Annotated in this window: 6 protein-coding genes; all 6 read right to left on the reverse strand. The window is 42.5% G+C overall.

Annotated features, from left to right (window positions below):
• On the reverse strand, nucleotides 1–3,910 hold a 3,910-nt coding region (locus OCI93_RS19820; RefSeq protein ID WP_261627127.1), incomplete at its 3' end, for a beta-ketoacyl synthase N-terminal-like domain-containing protein.
• Complete coding sequence (locus tag OCI93_RS19825; protein WP_261627128.1) at nucleotides 3,888–15,932, reverse strand: SDR family NAD(P)-dependent oxidoreductase; 12,045 nt, start codon at nucleotides 15,930–15,932, stop codon at nucleotides 3,888–3,890. The genes OCI93_RS19825 and OCI93_RS19820, both read right to left, overlap by 23 nt.
• Before the next feature lie 75 nt (nucleotides 15,933–16,007).
• Nucleotides 16,008–16,763, reverse strand: coding sequence for an enoyl-CoA hydratase/isomerase (locus tag OCI93_RS19830; RefSeq protein ID WP_261627129.1), 756 nt, complete (start codon nucleotides 16,761–16,763; stop codon nucleotides 16,008–16,010).
• Between the two features lie 3 nt (nucleotides 16,764–16,766).
• Nucleotides 16,767–18,029 (reverse strand): hydroxymethylglutaryl-CoA synthase family protein, encoded by a 1,263-nt coding sequence (locus OCI93_RS19835; protein WP_315942824.1) that lies wholly within the window; start codon nucleotides 18,027–18,029, stop codon nucleotides 16,767–16,769.
• Nucleotides 18,030–18,035: 6 nt separating this feature from the next.
• Entirely contained in the window at nucleotides 18,036–19,265 is a 1,230-nt protein-coding gene (locus OCI93_RS19840; RefSeq protein WP_261595306.1) for a beta-ketoacyl synthase N-terminal-like domain-containing protein, read from the reverse strand.
• 43 nt (nucleotides 19,266–19,308) lie between these two features.
• Nucleotides 19,309–20,085: a class II aldolase/adducin family protein gene (locus OCI93_RS19845; RefSeq protein WP_261595307.1), complete on the reverse strand. Its 777-nt coding sequence runs from the start codon at nucleotides 20,083–20,085 to the stop codon at nucleotides 19,309–19,311.
• Nucleotides 20,086–20,095 lie beyond the last annotated feature (10 nt).

The following is a 20,095-nucleotide window of genomic DNA, read 5'->3' on the forward strand; positions in this document are numbered from 1 at the left end:
GCAATGGATGTATCTGTGTGGCACCCTGTTGTTTACCCGGTTCGCCCTGCGAGCCTTGACGCGACACACTTGAGTCTATATCTACCCAACAACGTTGCTGTGCAAATGGGTAGGTCGGTAAGCTGATACGTCGTGGCTGCTTAGCATCGTTCAGCTCAGACCACTCAATCCCATTCTCCCCTTTAACCCACAGTGTTAGCAAATGTTCAGCTGACTTATCGTTACGCCATTGTTGAATCGCACCTTGTAGTTCCAATGATATCTCATCGCTACTATCAATTGTTTTCTTTTGACTGCTGTGACCAACGTAACATCCTTCACGGTGTAACTGACCTGCAGCTGCTTGACGCAGCTTATCCTGCAACTCTGTCAAAGACATCGCGGTAGTTGCCCAGCGCCACTTCATAGCATCTCGGCCCACTTGTAAAGTATGAGCGAGATCAGACAATGATAATGTCTCTTTATTATTACCAATAAACTGACTAAACCTAACTAGGTATTGTTGTAAGGCCTTTTCTGTCTTAGCGGAAAGTATAATAAGTTGCTCATTCGCATCGTCTTGTTGAGATATCTTATTATGATACCCTTCAAGCAGAAGATGAGCGTTCACACCACCAAAACCAAATGAACTCAGACTAGCTCTGCGTGGTAACTCTTCGCCATTCTTGTCTATGACCGCTTGCCATGGTTGCAGTTCATCAACAATAAAAAATGGGCTATTTTGCAATCGAATATAATCATTAACTTCTTTACAGTGCAGTGTTTTGGTCAATGTTCGATGTTTCAGTTGTAACAGTACCTTCATCAACCCAGCTGCACCCGCAGCTAACTCTAAGTGACCTATGTTAGATTTAACCGAACCAATACCACAGTGATATGGCTGTTCTTGTGCCACACTCATTTGTTCTTGTGTTTGTTTGTATAACGCCTCGAAAGCAAGCTTCAAACCATTTACTTCAACCGGGTCACCAAGCTCAGTTCCTGTAGCATGCGCTTCAATATAGCCAACTGTACGAGGGTCAATGCCCGCCTTTTTGTACACCGTTTCTATAAGTGCTGCTTGTGCTTTCGGGTTAGGAGCGGTCAGCGAATTTGCTTTACCACCATGGTTAACTTCACTCGCGCAGATGACACCATATATATGATCTCCATCTGTCTCAGCAATTGACAGCTCTTTTAGCACAAACAAGCCAACCCCTTCGCCACGAACATACCCATTAGCTAGCTTAGAGAAAGACTTACAACGACCATCTTGAGATAGCATACCTGCTTTATCAAACGAAATATGTACAGCAGGTGATAGCAGAGTGTTTATACCACCAGCAATAGCCATCTTAGATGTACCAGCTTGAATGGTACAAACGGCTCGGTGTATGGCCACTAAAGCACTTGAGCAAGCTGTTTCTACCGGTTCACTAGGACCATGCAAATTTAATAAATAACTAACTCTATTCGGACCAACAGATGCCACCATTCCCGTTGAAGAGTAACCTTCAATAGACGCACCAGACATGCCAATTAAATCTGAATAACCGGTATTTGACGTACCAATGAATAATGCGGTATCAGAACCAGACAAACTCTGAGGCGAATAGCCTGCATCTTCCAAAGCTTGCCAAGCATGGGTTAGCAACAATCTTTGTTGCGGATCCATCAATTGTGCTTCTCGAGGCGAAATTCCAAAAAATAGCGGATCGAACATCTCAACATCCGACATAAACCCGCCCCATTTTACGGCGCTCAACCCTGCTTTTTCCATTGCTTCAAAATCCCATCGACTTGCGGGAATCTCACTGATGCAATCTTTTCCTTGCTGCAGGTTAGTCCAAAACTGCGCAACATCAGTGGCCATAGGGAAGCTACCACTCATACCGATCACTGCAATTCGTTTTGTTGTACTATGCACACCATCACTTACTTGCACCAATACTGGAGTTTGTTGCAAGGTTTGCATTCTCGAGTATTCTTTCATCATCGATTTTGCAGTGTCTGCATGTCCTGTAATTGACGTAGCCAAAGGTTCTGACAGCGAATAGAGCTGCTGTAGATATACCCCTAATGACGCAATAGTCGGATACTCAAAAAAGACCGTGGGTAAAATATCTACATCAAACTGTTCACTCAACTGCTTGCCCATTTGAGTCAAGGTGACAGAATCAAAGCCTAGTTCAGAAAACTCGATAGCTAAGTCTATATCATCGACCTCAATGCTCAGAGTTTCACACGCTATTGTAGTGATCCTGCTGATCCAATCAGGCTGAAAACCTGAACCTTGTGTTCGCGCAACAGCCACATTTTGTTGAGGACGAGGGGAGGGAGCGAAAACATTCTGCAACAATGCCAAGCGTTCTTCTAATAAATATCCGCACAGTTTTTCTATCGATGGGTACTCAAAGATGATCGTTGGCTCAAATTCAATCCCCAGGACTTGCCCAACATCCGTGCAGTAATTTGTCAGAGTAACTGAATCAAACCCAAATTCACTAAACTCACAAGAGATATCTATATCTTCGTTTAAGATACCTAAATGTTCGGTAACCTTTTCACTTAACAGTATGATAGTTTGGGTTCTCAAATCGCTTGTTTTCAAAGTGCTTTCGACCTTTTTAGGTGCCACTAAGGGTGGCTGCACTGAGGGTTTACGTTTTTCGGCCAACAAACTAGATTGTACTTTATCTTGCTGCCCTTCTATGACCAAAACCTGTGACAGATCTAAACTGAAGCATCGGTAAAACGCGTTTAAACCACTGGCGTTTTGTAACGGCAACATACCGTAGCTCTTCTCAAGGATTTTTTCACTTAAGTCATCATTGATCTGCAACCCTCCTTGTTTCCACAAAGGCCAGTTGATTGACAAACTCTTGCCATACCGCTCATCTTTTGCACTGAGTACGCGTCGATGTTCGATGTATTTATCCACAAAAGAGTTTGCTACGGCATACTCTGATTGCATTGGCGTACCAACAGCTCCAGCCAAAGACGAAAAAGCAACGATAAAGTCAAGGTTAGTCGTGCTGGTCAGTTCATCCAAATTGACTAATCCAGCAACTTTTGGCTGTAAGACCTTTCGAATTCCAGTGCGCTCTTTATCCACTATTGCGCTGGTGTTTAACACACCTGCACTATGAATGATGCCATGCACAATGCCATGGACGCCAAGAATCTTATCAACTTCACAACCCAACGCATCACGGTCACAAATATCTACAGCTATAGTACTAATGTGTGCTCCAAGCACTCTTAGCTGCTCAATATTTTCTAATTGCGGCTCATTAGGCTCGCCTAAATCAAACAAATAGATATAGGTTTTTTTTGCATGTGACGCAATTTCATTGGCAAACAAAAGAGCTAACTTTCCATAGCCACCAGTGAGGATATATATCCCCTCATCTCGCCAAACTTGCTGAGGAGCTAATTGCACATTCAACTCTGCATCTGGTGTGACATTTTGCCAATGAGTGATCCATCGCTCACCTTTTATGTACTCAACTTCCTCTTCCCAATAATGACGTTTGTTATCTCTGATCAATGTAACAAGTTCATCGGCATCACAAGGTTGTCCAAGTTTGATCAACTGGCCATTAAAATTTCGCCCTTCCATCTGGGCACTTTTTAACAATGCAGCCAACCCCTTACTTAAGCCAGCAGTAACAGAGTCACCGTTGATGACTATTTGACAAAATACAGTGGCACTTGGGTGCTCATTGAATAGATTTTTTACGTACTCAAATGCATGTACAACGTACTCATCGTAGCTAGTAGATAAGCTGTTATCATTTTTTGTTATAGTTTTTAACTCGATACGATCAGCTGCTTTTTCAAGTGACTGAGAAGCAACGGTTCCTTCATCGAATACTAATACTGAATGTACATCAAACATAAAATCATCAATTCCTATTACTACTTTCATCTAGAATGTCAGCTCTTACTTTGTTTGGTTGAAAGTAGAGCGTTTTACCACTGGAAAGTTGATTGTTACCGTTCCCTGATATGGGCCTGGCGTTAAACCCTGTGAGACTGACCAGCAGCTCACCCTTAACATTTGCGATTGAAATATTGAATTTTTCAAGCTGGGATTGTGCTGATGATGCTTGTCGTTGCACTAATATCCTAGCTTCTTCAGTACACGGTGCGTATACCGTCAACGCATCAAGTGAGAAAGGTACGACTGCTGAACCTTGCACTTGACCCTGCACATTAGCTCCCGGACCTCGCTCAACAGAGAACCCTATAATGGCTTGAAATGCCGCGTCCAGAATACTTGGGTGTAGCGTATATCGCTGTGCATCAGTGGTGACCACTTGCGGTAACTTAACATGTGCTAACACATAATCCGCACCTATCTGTAAGTTGCCAATTGCCTGGTGGGCCGGACCATAATGCACACCCATCGCAGTAAACATCGAGTAGCATTGCTGTTGTGACATTTGGGTATGGCTTTGTTGCTCTTTAGCTTTTATATCTATTAATTCAGGTTTGATATTATGCCAAGAGACCTTACCACGACAGTGAGGATGATTATTAACGGGACTTGAAACTTCAAAATAAACCATATTCTCCCCCTGTGGGATTAACGCGGTAGTTATTTCTAACGGCTCTTTATCAAACAAAATTGGACTCATCCAAACCACGTTATTAAATCGCATCCCAGCAAGTTCACTCTGCTCTTTGTTGCTTGCCCTTATTGCGCTAAACAGGGCCATTTCTAAATATGCTACGGCAGGTAAAATGGATTGCTCCCCAATAACATGATCTTTAAAGTAAGGCTCCTCACCATTAAAACGGCTTTTGAACTGCTGTGAAAAAAAGTTCGATATGTTTTCATGCACTAAGGGGTGCAATAAGCTAGGAGCAGCTTGGTTTCCAGCTTGAACAGTACCTTTAAGAGCAACATTACGCAACTGAGCTTTTTCAAACCAAATGCTTTTTTCTTTGAAGCGATATGTTGGTAAACTGATACGCTGTGGCTTTTGGTTTAAATAGAGCAATGACCAATCAATGCTCATTCCACAGACCCAGAGCTTCAATACCCTCCAGTACTTTCCTTTACGCAACCAAGATTTGACCATTTGCTCGGTATCCTCATCATCATTGAGTTGCTGCGTAAGTTCAGTGCCAATTTGACCAAGGTAACACTCAGCAACATCTGACTGATCTGTTAACAATGCGCGTAGGTTATGTTTCAGTTGCGATAAATCCGATACAGCGGTTGCCCAGCGATGCTCCATCTCGTCACGACCAAGCTGCAAAGTACTAGCTATGGCATATAAATCCCTATCATTGAGTTTGCAAGCATCAGACTCTAAGTAAATCAAGAGATCTTCCGCTCGCCATTTTAGTCCCTGTTCATCTCGCCCAGATAACAACACCAAAAATGGTCCAGATGACGACTCAGTATCTGGTTCATCTATCGCTTCAAATTCTTCAATGATTGCATGTGCATTTGAGCCTCCTGCTCCAAATGATGACAACCCAGCCAAACGTTTTGCGGATATATCATTTTGCTCTTGTGCTATATCCCATGGAGCCAATTCTGTTTGTAAGGTAAAAGGTATTTTATCAAAATCAATGGCAGGGTTTGGCTGTTTAACATGCAACGTCGGCACCAAAGTTCTGTGCTGCATTTGAAGAACAACTTTCATCAACCCTGCAACACCAGCCGCAGCTTCTAAATGACCAATATTTGATTTGATAGAACCAATACGGCAATCCACAGCTGCGTTACCAAATGCTTTGCACAGACCACTTACTTCTATAGGGTCACCCAGCTCAGTGCCAGTTCCATGTGCTTCTATATAGCTGATATGCTGGGGGTCAACACCCGATTTAGCGACCGCCTCTGCGATCAGTTTACCTTGCGCTACTGGGTTAGGTACGGTGTACCCATTGGTACGCCCACCATGATTAACTACGGTGCCTCGTATTGATGCATACACATTATCGCCATCCTCGATAGCGTTTGATAACAACTTCAGGAGTACAATACCTACCCCTTCACCTGGCACAAAGCCATTACCACCAGCAGCAAAACTTTTACATTTGCCATCATTAGAAAGCATTTGCTGACCAGATAAAGCAACATAACTTGAGGGATGGGCATAGATATTTACTCCCCCAGCTAAGGCAAACTGACATTCTTTTCGGCGTAATGACTCACACGCTAAGTGAATCGCTGTCAAAGAAGATGAACACATGGTATCAACTGCTATGCTTGGCCCGTTTAAATTGAACCAATAAGAAACCCTGTTGGCAACCGAACTAAATGAAGTATGAGGGAAAGCTTGCCCACCATTGGCCCATAAAACTGGACCGTATAAGTCAAACCCTGTTTTGGTAATACCAGCGAACACACCCACATTGCCAGCATAATTATCCTGCAATATCTTGCTACTGTAACCAGCATCTTCTAATACGCCCCAGCTACCAGATAAAAACAAACGTTCCTGCGGGTCCATATTTAACGCTTCTTTAGGCGAAATTTTGAAGAACTGGGCATCAAACTGATCAAAGTCTTCTAAAAATCCCCCCCACTTACTATAACTTTTCCCCTCAAAAGCAGCTTCACGTTGATTTGGTGTATAAAATACGTCGATATCCCATCGAGATGGCGAAATTTCTTTCACACAATCTATACCACTGCGCAGGTTTTGCCAAAACTCATGAATGTTAGCAGCTTGTGGGTACTTTGCATGCATACCTACAATCGCCACTGGTTCACATGCTACTGCACCTTGCTGTGCAGTTTTACTATGTAATTTTTCAGGCAATAGATCAGGTTTAGTAGCTTGATGGGCTGTTACAGATCCGATACCAACCCAGTTCAAACATGCATCATAGTGATGCTCAGCAAAATATTCCGTCAACTTACTGATACTGTCAAATTCGAAGAAAAGTGTTTTTGGTAATTGCGTGAAGTGTTGTTCTAATAAGCTATTAAGCTTAGTTATCATGATAGAATCTATACCATAAGACTCAAATGATTCTCGAGTATCAATTTGGGCTCTTTTCAGCTTTGTGACCTGCATAAAAAGCTCTTTAAGGTTTTGCTCTAACTGGTATTTCATCTGTTCAGATGAAATTATTAAGTTAGCTGAGTCTATTTCATTCACAAGTCGCTCGCTGGGCGAATGAACAGCATTTTCGTCCAAAGAGTCTGGTAGATCACTTTTAGCCAAATTGAGTACAATCCCTTGTTCAAGACCACGTGACACGATATCGTAAAAAACAATCAAACCTTGACGGGTTGATAACGCAGATAAACCCGAGTTTTTTAAATACTCATCATTGAGTGTCATGCCACCATGTTGCCAATATGGCCAATTAATACTTATGCTTAACCCTGTTCGCTCTCCCACTCGCACCTTTTGCTGGCGAATTGCTATATAGCTATCCATGAAAGCGTTAGCTGAAGCATAATCTATTTGTCCTGCGTTTCCGCTTACAGCAGCGATGGAGGAGAATGCAACAAACAGATCTAAATTAAGCTTTGCAGTACATTGATCCAGATTTATAAGCCCCTCTACTTTGGGCTCAAGTAATTGTTGCCATGTCTGGCGAGTTTTGTTGACTAACAATGCATCTTGGTTGAAACCTGCACTATGTAGTACACCGTTTAGTTTGCCAAACTTGGCCGTGATCCAATCGACCCCCCCTTGTACAGAGGTCTGTTCAACGATGTCAACAGCTCGGTAGATAACCTGACCGCCAAATTCAGACAAGCTATTTTTTATATCATCATTAAAGTTAGAACGGCCACTTAGGATAACCACTGCTGTGCCATCCGTCTTATCCAATATGTCTCGTGCGAATATTAAGCCCAACCCTCCCAAGCCGCCGAAAATCCAGTAAACACCCTGATGTTGCCACGGCGCTTGTGCAAGAGTATTTTCCACAGTTATTGAATCTCGAAGGCATGTTATTCGACGTACCAGTGGCTGCTTTTCTTCATATTTAACACACAGAGCTTCTGGGTAATGTGCCACTTCATGGAGTTGTTGCAGCCAAAATGGTGCCTCTTCGCCTTCAGACAAGACAATTGTTTGCGCACTAAACTCAGGCACTTCTAACGCCAACGATTTCAATGCCGCCGATATGCCCGACAAACACCATGCCGATGCTAATTCTGGCAAAACAACTTGTAATAATACTTCAGTATTTACGCTGCGATTTACCACGAATGATTGGAAGTGGTTCAGAAGCTGATCTATCAATTCTGCGTATTCTCGACCCCATGTGTGCGGACATTCCCCGGCGTTGATTTTAATTACATGCACACTAACCTTAGGGTCATGGATAGTGGTAAGTTGCTTAATCACCGGATCTTGTCCAACGTCTATTAATATAATGTGACGTTGTTTAGAATAACTAAGGTCAGCTTTGAATTCCGACAAAGTGTGCCATTGCAACTGAGACAATGATAATCCTTTTGGAGGATTTACTGGCACGACTTGTTGATTTGCCGAACTTTCAACTGAAGAGTCAAAGTCGACATTCAACCAGTATTTGTCACGTAAAAATGGGAAACCCGGTAAACTTATCTTTTGTGTCGCGCCACTATCATTAAGCGTCGGCCAGATAACTGAGTTGCCTTGTACCCATGATTTTGCAACGTCACGTATATCGGTTGTGCTGTACTGAACGACCTTTACAACCTGATTTTTTATACCTTTTCCAGTAAAAATATCGTTTTGCTGCAAGCGAATATTATCTTTAAGACTCACATATAGCGCTAAGCGCTCCAGTAGCTGAGTGATGGAGTTAGCAACAATCGCCACTCTGCACGCCATGGCATTTCTGCCCACTTGCAGAGTATGGGCGACATCACCCAAGCTAATATTTGCACGATTACCTAACCATGCAATTAAGTTATTGGCAATGGTTATCAACTGTTCAGGGTGTTGTGCCGATAATACAATAAGCGATGGTTTGCTTAAGTGTTGAACAGCACCGTCAGTCTGTGGTGGCTCTTGCAATACAATATGCGCATTAGTACCACTGAATCCGAATGAGCTAACACAGGCACGTCGTTTGCTACCTTCATTTACTTGCCACTTTCGCAGCTGTGTATTTACGTAGAATGGAGAGTTGGCAAAATCAAAGTGATCATTGGGTTCATTAAAATTCAGGCTTGGAGCAAGCTGCTTATAACGCATCGACATAAGCACTTTGTGAATACTAGCAACCCCTGCAGCACCAGAAGTGTGGCCTATATTAGTTTTAACTGAACCAATGGCGCAATAATTTTGTTTCTCTGTATATTTATTAAACGCACTGCATAGAGCCTCTAACTCTATAGGATCACCTAGCCGTGTTCCCGTACCATGCATTTCAGCATAGGTAATAGTACTGGGATCAATGTTATATCGTTTATACAGCTGAAATGTCAGCTCAGTCTGGCTCTTTACACTCGGTGATGTAATGCCGTTTGTTTTGCCATCTTGGTTTATCGCAGATGCGAGTATAATACCCTGTATATTGTCACGGTCAGTTTGTGCTTGTGCTAAACGTTTCAAAACAACCGCACCCGCCCCCTCACCAGGTACAAACCCATCAGCAGCATTATCAAACGTTTTACATTGCCCATCTTTGGCCAACATACCAGCGGCACACATCCCCAAAAAGGATTCAGGCACTAAATACAAAGTGACACCACCTGCAAGCGCTAAATCAATTTCATGATTTTTTAATGCCTGGCAAGCCAAGTGGATGGCAACCAGTGATGATGAACACGCTGTATCAATCGGGATAGCTGGTCCCTTCAAATTAAAGAAATAAGCTATCCGTGCAGCAGCTATCGCATTATTATTCGCCGTAGTATTTAATCCGCCTCCACTTTTTGATGTGATCACCGTGTAGTCACAGTTCATAATACCTAGATATACACCACACAAAGAATTACTTAATGACTGAGGTGAATAACCAGCATCCTCAAATGCATGGTAGCTAAGCTGTAGGAAAATCCGCTGTTGTGGATCCATTTCCTCTGCTTCGGCTGGTGTGATATTGAAAAATAGAGGATCGAAACACTCTACATCATCTACTGCTCCCAACCATTTACTATACACTTTACCTGGCGTTGGTTTCGGATCGTAAAAACGCTCTACATCCCATCGCCAACTAGGCACTTGTTGGATTGAATTAACCCCAGCGCTTAAGTTTTGCCAGAACAACTCTAAGTTCTCAGCGCCAGGATAACGGCCAGCCATGCCTATCACTGCAATCTGGTCATTTAGCTGACTATCCGGTTCAGGCTGAGCTGCTTTAGGCACAGATTGCGATATGGCAGGCACTTCAACATGTGAACTTTGCACACGCGCTGTTAGAGACTGAATACTTTGCGTTGGTATGAGCGAAATACTTGGTTTTACACTTATTTGTGGGTTGCTCAATGATTGATTGCAAGTAGGAGTTAGTGTTCCAAGTTCACTGGCAATATAGTCGCACAAGGTGTTTATAGTAGGAAAATCATACAAACATGAAGCTTTAAACTGTGCATTATACAGAACATTAATTTGCTTTACCCACTCTACGCCAACAACAGAGTCTAAGCCCATCTCTGAGAATGGTACATCCAAAAGCACTTCTTCAGCAGGCATATACATAGTGGTACAGAAACTCTCTATCAAGCCTTGCCTGATCGAATCAATCGTGCCAAAGTCATGACTGTTGGTTTGACTATGGTAATCTTTCGCATTTTCCTTTTTGTTATCTAAATCCGCGACTATATCCGTAGAGATGAGTGCAACTTTGCCCAATGCCGTTGATGGGGTGACTGCCTTTACTTGCGGCTCTGGCACTTCATACACAGGCTCTATGTCAAACCCTTTTTCTGGCGTTTGAATGTTAGTAGCAATGTGCTCACTCAATTGATGTATGGTTGGGTGATCATAAATACATGATGCTTTTAAATCTAAACCAAACAGCTCATTTAAGGTTTTGATCCACTCAACACCAATCACCGAGTCTAAACCAATATCTGAAAAAGAGATGTTCACATTAACCTCATCAGAGCTCATCATCATAATCTCAGCAAAGCTTGCTTTTAACTGGAGTGCTATATTTGACTTATCTGCGAAAGCCAACTTCTCAGTATCAACAGTATCCGTTGCTGCGAGCGCCTGTACATTATCGATAGTGCTAGACACTTGGGGCTCTTGATACGAATCAGACGCATTATCATACATCCCAAGTTGCTCATAAATATGCAGACTTAATTCAACAACGTTTGGATTATCGTATAACACGGATGCCTTCAGTTGCGTGTTGAATGTCTGATTTATTTCTTTCACCCATTCAACCCCAACTACAGAGTCTAAATTCATATCCGCAAAGCTTAGGTTTGGATTGATGTCTTGCTCATCTAAGAACATAACCTGAGCAAAGCTACCTATGAGTTTATTCGTAATATTTTCTAGAGAAACTTGCTCTCCCCTCAAAGTTTCTGACGATTCAACATATAACGGTTCCATCTTTGAAATTTCATTTTTCACTACAGGGGGGGGAGCTGGCATAACACTATTTGCTGCTATCGGATACTGAGATTGTTGGCTTGCGATAGCGTTGGGTAACCAATATGACTGACGTTTCAACTGAGGAAAAGGCAGGCTAAGTTTGTATATATGCTCGTTTTGATATAATACCTGCCAAGGAACAAATGCGCCTTTAACCCACTGGCTTGCTAGTGTTTGTAAGCTATCAGTAGTGGCTATGAAGTTGTCAAGTTTGATCTGTTTTTTACCGTCTAACTCAGCGATATCATTAATGTGAAAGTAACATTTAGCATCGTGCTCGCCATTATCCAAGAAACTACGCAGCTCATTACGCAACTGCGACAACGTATCCACACAAAATGCCACACGACAAGCCATTGGTTCTCGGCCGACCTGTAGCGTGTACATTATACTTAGCAATAATTCTTGTTCTGTAATCGCGTGTTGTTCGTCTAGCGACTCAAGTACTGCGTGCACATAGTGAAGTAGACTCTCTTCATCTCTAGCAGACATTACCACCAAATGAGTGTCTGGTATGTGTTTAGCAAGATAGCTACTTGGTTCCACATTGACATCATGGGCTTCAACAATAAGATGTGCGTTACTACCACTGGCTCCAAATGCACTGACCGCGGCCCTTCTCGGAATTTGACTGCGATTTTCTTTTGATTCTCCCCAAGCTTGTGTCGACTGGGCAACGTAAAATGGACTGTTAGCAAATGCAATAAGTGGGTTCAATGTTTCGGTATAAAGCGATGGAAAGATCTCATCAGATTTTAGTTGTAATAACACTTTGATGAGTCCGGCGATACCCGCCGCGGCTTCCAAGTGACCAATATTTGATTTAACTGACCCAATCGCACAAAACTGCTTTTTATCTGTCCACTGTCGATACGCTTTGCTCAAGCCTTCTATTTCTACAGGGTCTCCCAATGAAGTCCCTGTACCATGAGCTTCAACATAACTAATGGTTTGTGCTGACACATCTGCATCTTGTAACGCACGAGTGATTACGTCTGCCTGTGCGTTGGGTTCAGGAACTGATAAACCTGCTGTGCGGCCACTATGATTCAAAGCACTTCCTTTGATTACCCCATGAATGGGATAATCCAACTGTAGTGCATCTTGTTTGCCCATTAATAAGACAGCACCAACCCCCTCTCCAGGTACGTAACCGTCACCGTCTGAACCGAATGCACGACATCTCAAATCAGAAGACAAAAAACCAGCTTCTCTTAAGAACTTGAATTTATGCGGATGGCACACCAAATTAACGCCACCAGCAAGCGCATATTGACATTCGCCACGACGCAAACTTTCAACAGCAAAGTGAACACTACTTAAAGAAGAGGAGCACATACTATCAAGTGCTACAGATGGCCCTTTTAAATTCAAGCAATACGAGACCAAATTAGCGACAGACGAGGCACTGGTTCCCAAGGCAAATTGGGAACCACGTTCAGCAAGTTCCGCACTAAACAATTCATAATGGCTCCAAAAAACCCCTACGAAAACGCCGACGTTGGGCTTCTCTTGGTGGCCATTTGGTTGGCTCACTGTAAGTGGTAAACCAGCATCTTGACATGCTTGCCATGCAGTTTCTAAAAATAATCTTGCTTGTGGGTCTAATGAAATAGCATGTTTCGGCGATAGTCGGAAAAAAACGGGGTCAAATTGCTCAATATCATCAATATATCCTCCTTGATCGCAATAATCATCCATTGCAAATGAGAAGTCGTAGTTTTGCCAACGCTCATGTGGTGTTCCAGTGATACAATCTCTGCCCACTTGGAGGTTATCTGCAAAATCCTTAATGGTGGGAGATTGAGGAAAGCGACCCGCCATGCCCACCACCGCAATATCACGACAAACGGCAGGCTCAAGATTAGACGTCGTAGAACGGTTCTGTGTTATATCAGGAATAGTTTCCAAGCAATCGACAGCTTCATTATAAGGATGAAGAATGCGCTGTAAGCTTTCATCACTGGCGTAAAACACTCCAATTTGACTGTGGCTAGCATCAGCAATAATACGCTGTAACGTTTCCCACCCCTGTGAGCTTGGTAGTGGGAGCATCCCACTGTTTTCAAAAATGTTCTGCAACTTATCTTGGGAGATGCTCATTCCCCCTTCAGACCAATATGGCCAATCTATTGCAACCGTATAACCTCCACGCTCTGAATGTTTTACTAGCCTGTTTCTACTGCGGGAAAATGCCCCCAAAAATGCATTTGCAGCAGCATAGTCCGACTGACCCACGTTACCACTGAGCGCTGCCAACGATGAAAACAGTACAAAAAAGTCTAGCTTATCTTGCTGCGTTACAGTATCCAGATTGACCGTACCTTGCAGTTTTGGCGCAAAAACTGCACTTGAAACATCATGTTGTTTACTCACAATGAGCTGGTCGTTAAGTACTGCTGCACAATGGAATACACCATTAATGGCCCCAAAAGTCTCTCGAATATGATGAAAGCATGCACTCAAGTTTGCCTGATCGGTAACATCAGTCTGCATATAATGGATATCTGTATTGTCACCAATACGCTGACTAACTTTTTCAACTACAGACCGAGAAAGTACCACTACTGTGCAGGGAACTTGATCACACAGATGTCGAGTAAGTAGCTGACCAATTCCTCCCATTCCACCAGTTATCACATATACACCCCCAGCTTTATAAGGTGTTTCAGATTGTTCAACCTGACACTCTGTCAAGGCTCGAACATACCGTGTCGCTAACGGTGTATTATAAAGTACTTCTTGTGCATCACTTGAAAAATACTGAATTTCATCACTGAGCTTTTTGTGCAACGATTCAAACGCTTCCACATCAAACCGTACTAACTGTGTCGTACAACCGGCATGCTCTTGCATGACTGTTTTGAGCAAGCTAGACAACATACTTATTAAGGTATCATTGATTGCAGTTGAAGCAACAACCTGCAGAGCAAAATGTCCTAATGACTTATTCTTCATCAATTGCTGAGTGATCTTTAGCAATTGGCCATATTTATCTTGCACTATGCTCAGCGGTTCAGGGGCACTTGAGCGCAATATAAACAGCTCTTCACAATCAAAATATTGCGCTGTAAGCGGCACCAAAATTAAGTCATCTTCATCAATGACGATAAAACGCTTTTTATCGACAGAGATAATGCCAGTAAGTGGTAACTCAGTCTGTTTCCAAAATTGTCTTACCAGCGCATTGCGCCCCTCAAATGTGGCGAGGCTGTTCTCATCCAACAATTGTGAAGATACAACGTCAACTTGCACTGTTGCTGACTCAAGTCTGAATGCACTTCCCAACTCATCCTGCAAATGTGCAACTAGGCTATTAATGGTGTTGAATTCAAATAATAACGTTGGATAAAACTGTTTGCCGCTTGCTTGCTCTAACAACTGAACGACCAACAACAATTGAGCCGAATCGAGCCCCAGATCATAAAATCCAGTCGTCCCATTTAATGCCTGAGGATCTGCTTGAAGCAAAGTACCAATATGATGACGAATAAAAGCTTCAATACTCGTATCTTCACTACTTTTTGTATCAACGTTGTTGTGACTGCTTGTCGCTTCTAAGGGTTGTTGTATGTCTTTGGGAGAGCGAATCCGCTTCGTGGTTAATCTGGTAATTTTCGCTATTTCAACACCAGAGGCGTCTACGATACAAATATCTTTATAATGAATATCACTCTTATCTGATTTATTTTCGCTCTGTTGTGCCAAATTGGTATGCACATAAATGGTATCTGGAAACGATCCATTGAGCCGAATTTTCTCTATCACAAATGGAATATAGGGCGTACGCTCTTCATTTTTATTTTGGCTAAGCGCACTTAACAGCAAAGCAGTGCCGGCAAATGTTGCACTGTCTAAAAATGCGGGATGGATATAGAATTTATCCCGAAACACTTCGGCAGCCGTGCTAAGGCTTATCTCCATCAACTCCTGTTGTTCTGTCAGATATACTTTACCGCTGGTTTTCATGAATGCATCATGCTCAATACCATTACTGTGCGCTAAAGCATACACATCTGCTAAATCAATCACGCTTTCGCTCTGCGCGATAAAAGAATCAACGTCAAGTACCTTAGTGGCCTTATGTTTATCTACTAGCAGCACCTGACAAGACATATTCTCACGGATAACTTCTGGGTTGTCTTTATCGTAACTGGTGACAGTAATGTCATATTGCATATCATGTTTAACAATTGCGACCACAACATATTGATGGTTTTCTTGCGCTGCAACCACAGGTCTTTTGAAAACAACATTATTAAACTCAAACCACTCAGTACTATACAGTTTTCGTAATGTTCGACAGACTATATCAATCAACACGACACCTGGCAGCGTCTTTACCCCATGAATCTTATGATCCGTGATGATTGGGTTGTCACAAGATATATAGTGTTTTACTTCGTTATAATTTTTATCCATAAATACATGCCACATTTAAAGACAGCCAAGCACATCGTTCAGCCGTATAGTTTCAAGTCGTTCAGCGAGATATTTTTATTCCCAAGGCATTTGCCCAGTTTCTACGTATCTCATAATTAGCTTAATGTTGTCCACGTCAGAGAAGACTTCCAAGTTGGCCTTTAGAGAAGTAGGCTTCATTTGTTGTAAAACTGGATTAAATTCATGCATGTATCGCTTATGTCGAGTAATTGCTGCTTTTGACAAACATTTAACTCGCATTAAACATGCCCTCAGGGTTTGTTCTAAAGCACTACTGACTTCATCCACTAAGCCTATTTCCTGTGCCGCTTTTGCATTAACAGGCTTTGTCATCAAAGTCATATGGTTCGCTTTTTGGTAACCAATTTTTCTCATCAAATAAGGCATTACACATGCGGGAAACAAACCGAATAACATTTCTGATAAGCTATAAACCGCCTGCTCACTACTTAACACAATGTCACATGCAGCAACAAATCCAATCCCTCCAGCATTGGCTTTCCCTTCAACGCAGGCAATAGAGATAAAGGATCCTGTTGCTAGTAAATACCATAAATCATATAGCGGCTCTGGATCTTGCTGTTGCCCATCATTTACCTGATTTTTAGCAAAATTAAAATCCGCCCCGAAGCAAAACACATGCGGCAATCCCTTAAGAATAACGACCGTAACATCTTCCAAACAGGCTTCAAGTGCAACACTCATCTCATCAATCAGCAAATTGTCAATGGTATTATTATTCTGTGGGCGATGAATTTGTAGTGTGCAAACATTCCCCTCTCGCGTCACCTTTATTGTTTTATAATCCATTGCTTACACCCATTCATATATGCGCTTAAAGTCTCTGATCGCGGTCAAGTAAAGCCGCCCCTTCCCTGACACAGACTGATATATGGAAGGGATGTAATTCAGATCAACGTCGATATTTTGCGTACCAAACTTTACGCAATTACTCACGCGTAATAGGTTGTGATATTCATCCATATTCAGTTGGTAACGAGCATTCAAATCCTCAGCAATACCATGATCTTTAAGGATTTTTTTAGCTTGAGGTCGAACAATACCACTAAAAAACTCAGAGCTACACCCCGAACCATATGAAAAGCAGCCTATACGCTTTGCAGTGTCAAACTCACCTAGCTCAATGGTACTGGCCAAGGACAACAGCATTGATGCCCCCATGATGTTGCCAACCTTTTGACAGTAATCTAAGCCGGGCATAACACGTGCGACAAAGTCAGACTCTATTGTTTTTGCATCTGACTTTGTCATTTTTCGCATCATGGTTCGATGTGCTCCTTTAACCATCCCACCAAAAGGCGTGTGATAAGCCAGATAGTCGAATGTTGATAGATAATCCGCCTCCCCGACCCTTCGGCAATATTCCAAAAAGGTTTGTTCACAACAATCAAGGTATGATAACAACGAAAGATCCGCGTCACCGGCCCCACTTTCAGGCTGCGGGCGGCAGGTATCCATAACTTCATATCCATAGAATCCACTTGCGCCGACATCCATTTGAAAGACATACGGTTTGTTGCTGATCAACATAGCAACAGCACCAGATCCTCCGGAAGGCTCTGCGAATGACCAGTCCTGACTTGTTTCACCTTCTTCATGCAACATAAAACGCGTTATATCGCTGGCAATTACCAGCGCTTTGGCATTTGGTGAGGCCTGTGACAAAATATAGCTAACAGCAGTTTGAAGACCCGCAACGCCAGAATAACAAGCCTGTTTAATTTCAAACATACGACATACTCTAGATAAACCTAGATATTCATGCACATACGTACTGAGTGACTTTCCAAAATCGATACCCGACTCGGTACAAGTAATAACCAATTCAATACTGTTTTTATCTTCTTCAGATAATCTATCTATAATGGGTTTTGCTGCGTTCACTGCATACGTGATCGGATCTTCATAGTGTAGCGCGACCGATTTCCCTTTAATTAGCAAACTAGAGAAACGTTCTTTATCTAAGTTTCGATAAGATGCCAGCTCATCTGCATCAAGATATGTTGATCCACCAAATACGTTTAAATCTTCAATACCAACTTGTAGCACAATCATGGTTCCTTAGATATTTTGTAAGCAAAGGGCGGTATTTACTCCCCCAAAACCAATACTCATATTGATGGCATAGTCCACCTTGTGGTTTTGAGCTTGTGTTCTTACCCAGTTAAAGTCTTCGTCAATGGGACTTTCCAAATTCAAACTGGGGTGTAGTTGTCCCTGTTTCATTTGCAAAATCGTCGCTATTAACTCGATCATCCCCGCCGCTGTTAACCCATGGCCCGTAATAGATTTAGTCGTATTAATGCTGGCGTGGCGTAGTCCACAATGTGCTAACGCAGCAAGTTCTACAGCGTCACCCACTTTAGAACCTGTGCCATGAGGGTTGACATAGTTAATTTGTGAAGCGGATAGACCTGTATTTTTTAATAGTTTTTTGATAACTGCACATTCACCTTCAAACGAAGGATCAGGATTGCGATGACCATCACTCACGGTCTCAATGCCTTTTATTACCACATAAGGCAAGCTTCCTCTGAACTGTGCTGTAGAAGCTCGTTCAATAACTAAAGCACCTGAGGATTCGCCAAATACAAATCCTTTCGTTGCTGCATCAAAAGGACGGCAAGCTAAATGAGGATGCTCTACATCTCCCTCCGACGCCATAGCACCGAGAGATTGAAATGCCTGCAGTTCCCAATATGATAGATCTGTCAGTGCACCTAGAACGATGCATGTGTCGACTTGTCCCGCCAATATTGCATTAATCGCATGTAAGATAACTAGCTGACCACTGGCACTAGCCCCACCTACTGTGCAACTCATGCCCGATATGCCAAAGTATTCGGTACACACACCACCTAAATCTGTATCAAACACTGACAAACCATAATTTGGATTGATAAAGGAAGGATCTGACGCCTGTGCTTGCAAGGTCATAAGGTGTCTAGCTTGAAAATTTGAACCACCAATAAATAGGCCAATTCGTTTGGGATCCTGATCCGCAAGTTTTGCTTCATGCCAAGCCTCATTAATCGCATTTAAGGCACAGAGCGTTGATAACGAGCAGGTCCTAGCGAACCTCATTGGAAAATTTGGCAACTCAGGAAGCTGACCTATTTCGGCGCCAACAAAAGATTTACCTTCATGCTGCCTTCCTTCTCGATTTAACATACCGAAATTACTTTTCCCTTTGAGTAACGCATCAGAGAATTCCCTTTTGCCTATACCCACAGATGAGGTTATTCCTATACCAGAGACAACTATCTCTTCCCTTTTACCACTAATAACCATATTTTTTATTCTCGTTGTAAGTTATTAAATGACGCTAGACCCGTCAAATGTCCTGTTTTTCGATGATCTGTTTATAGTAATTTTGAAAACTAAACCACCCAGCAATTTCATTACCTATTACTTTTCTTGTATTTAAGGCATCTTGTTCTGGTATTAATATTGGTTTGGCAACCGCTTCAGCCATTAGTTGAGTTTGACAACAGCTTTCCATCAGTATGAACCACCAAACGGCTGCATCTAGCGAAGTACCGACTGTCAAAAGACCGTGATTTTGCAAAATACATGCTTTTTTCTCCCCCAGTAGCCGAGCTATACGTTCGCTCTCATCGTCATCTAAAACAACACCGCTATATCGGTTAAAAACAACATGATCTTGATAAAATGCACAGGCATCTTGTGTGATTGGATCCAACGCTCTGCCTAAAGTAGACCATGTTCTACCATAAACAGAGTGTGCATGAGCCGCCGCCTCGACCTCTGGTCTAAGCTCATGTATTTTAGAATGAATTGTGAAGGCAGCCCCATTTAACAAACCTTCTCCTTGTACAACCTGACCCGCCGAATTGACCAATAGTAAGTCATGTGTTGTGAGCTGTGAAAAACTGACCAATAGCGGGTTAACCCAAAAGTGATCGGTCAAAATAGGATCTCGCAGAGAAATGTGACCAGCACCTCCCATGTCAAATCCCTTTTCGGCGAATACTCTAAAACCTGCAACAAGTCTTTTTTTCTTGTCTTCTCGCTCTTCGTGCTTATTTTGGTAGCGCGGAAAAGACACCCCAGCTTGCAAATTCATCACTATTGCGTTGTTATCGTTCATCCTTTCACCC

It is taken from the genome of Pseudoalteromonas holothuriae, from assembly GCF_945859825.1.
GTDB classification, from domain to species: domain Bacteria; phylum Pseudomonadota; class Gammaproteobacteria; order Enterobacterales; family Alteromonadaceae; genus Pseudoalteromonas; species Pseudoalteromonas holothuriae.

Excerpts from the sequence above, each read along its gene's own strand:
- OCI93_RS19830 (WP_261627129.1), bottom strand. The coding sequence starts at position 16,763 with ATGGATTATAAAACAATAAAGGTGACGCGAGAGGGGAATGTTTGCACA.
- OCI93_RS19825 (WP_261627128.1), bottom strand. The coding sequence starts at position 15,932 with ATGGATAAAAATTATAACGAAGTAAAACACTATATATCTTGTGACAAC.
- OCI93_RS19835 (WP_315942824.1), bottom strand. The coding sequence starts at position 18,029 with ATGATTGTGCTACAAGTTGGTATTGAAGATTTAAACGTATTTGGTGGA.
- OCI93_RS19845 (WP_261595307.1), bottom strand. The coding sequence starts at position 20,085 with ATGAACGATAACAACGCAATAGTGATGAATTTGCAAGCTGGGGTGTCT.
- OCI93_RS19840 (WP_261595306.1), bottom strand. The coding sequence starts at position 19,265 with ATGGTTATTAGTGGTAAAAGGGAAGAGATAGTTGTCTCTGGTATAGGA.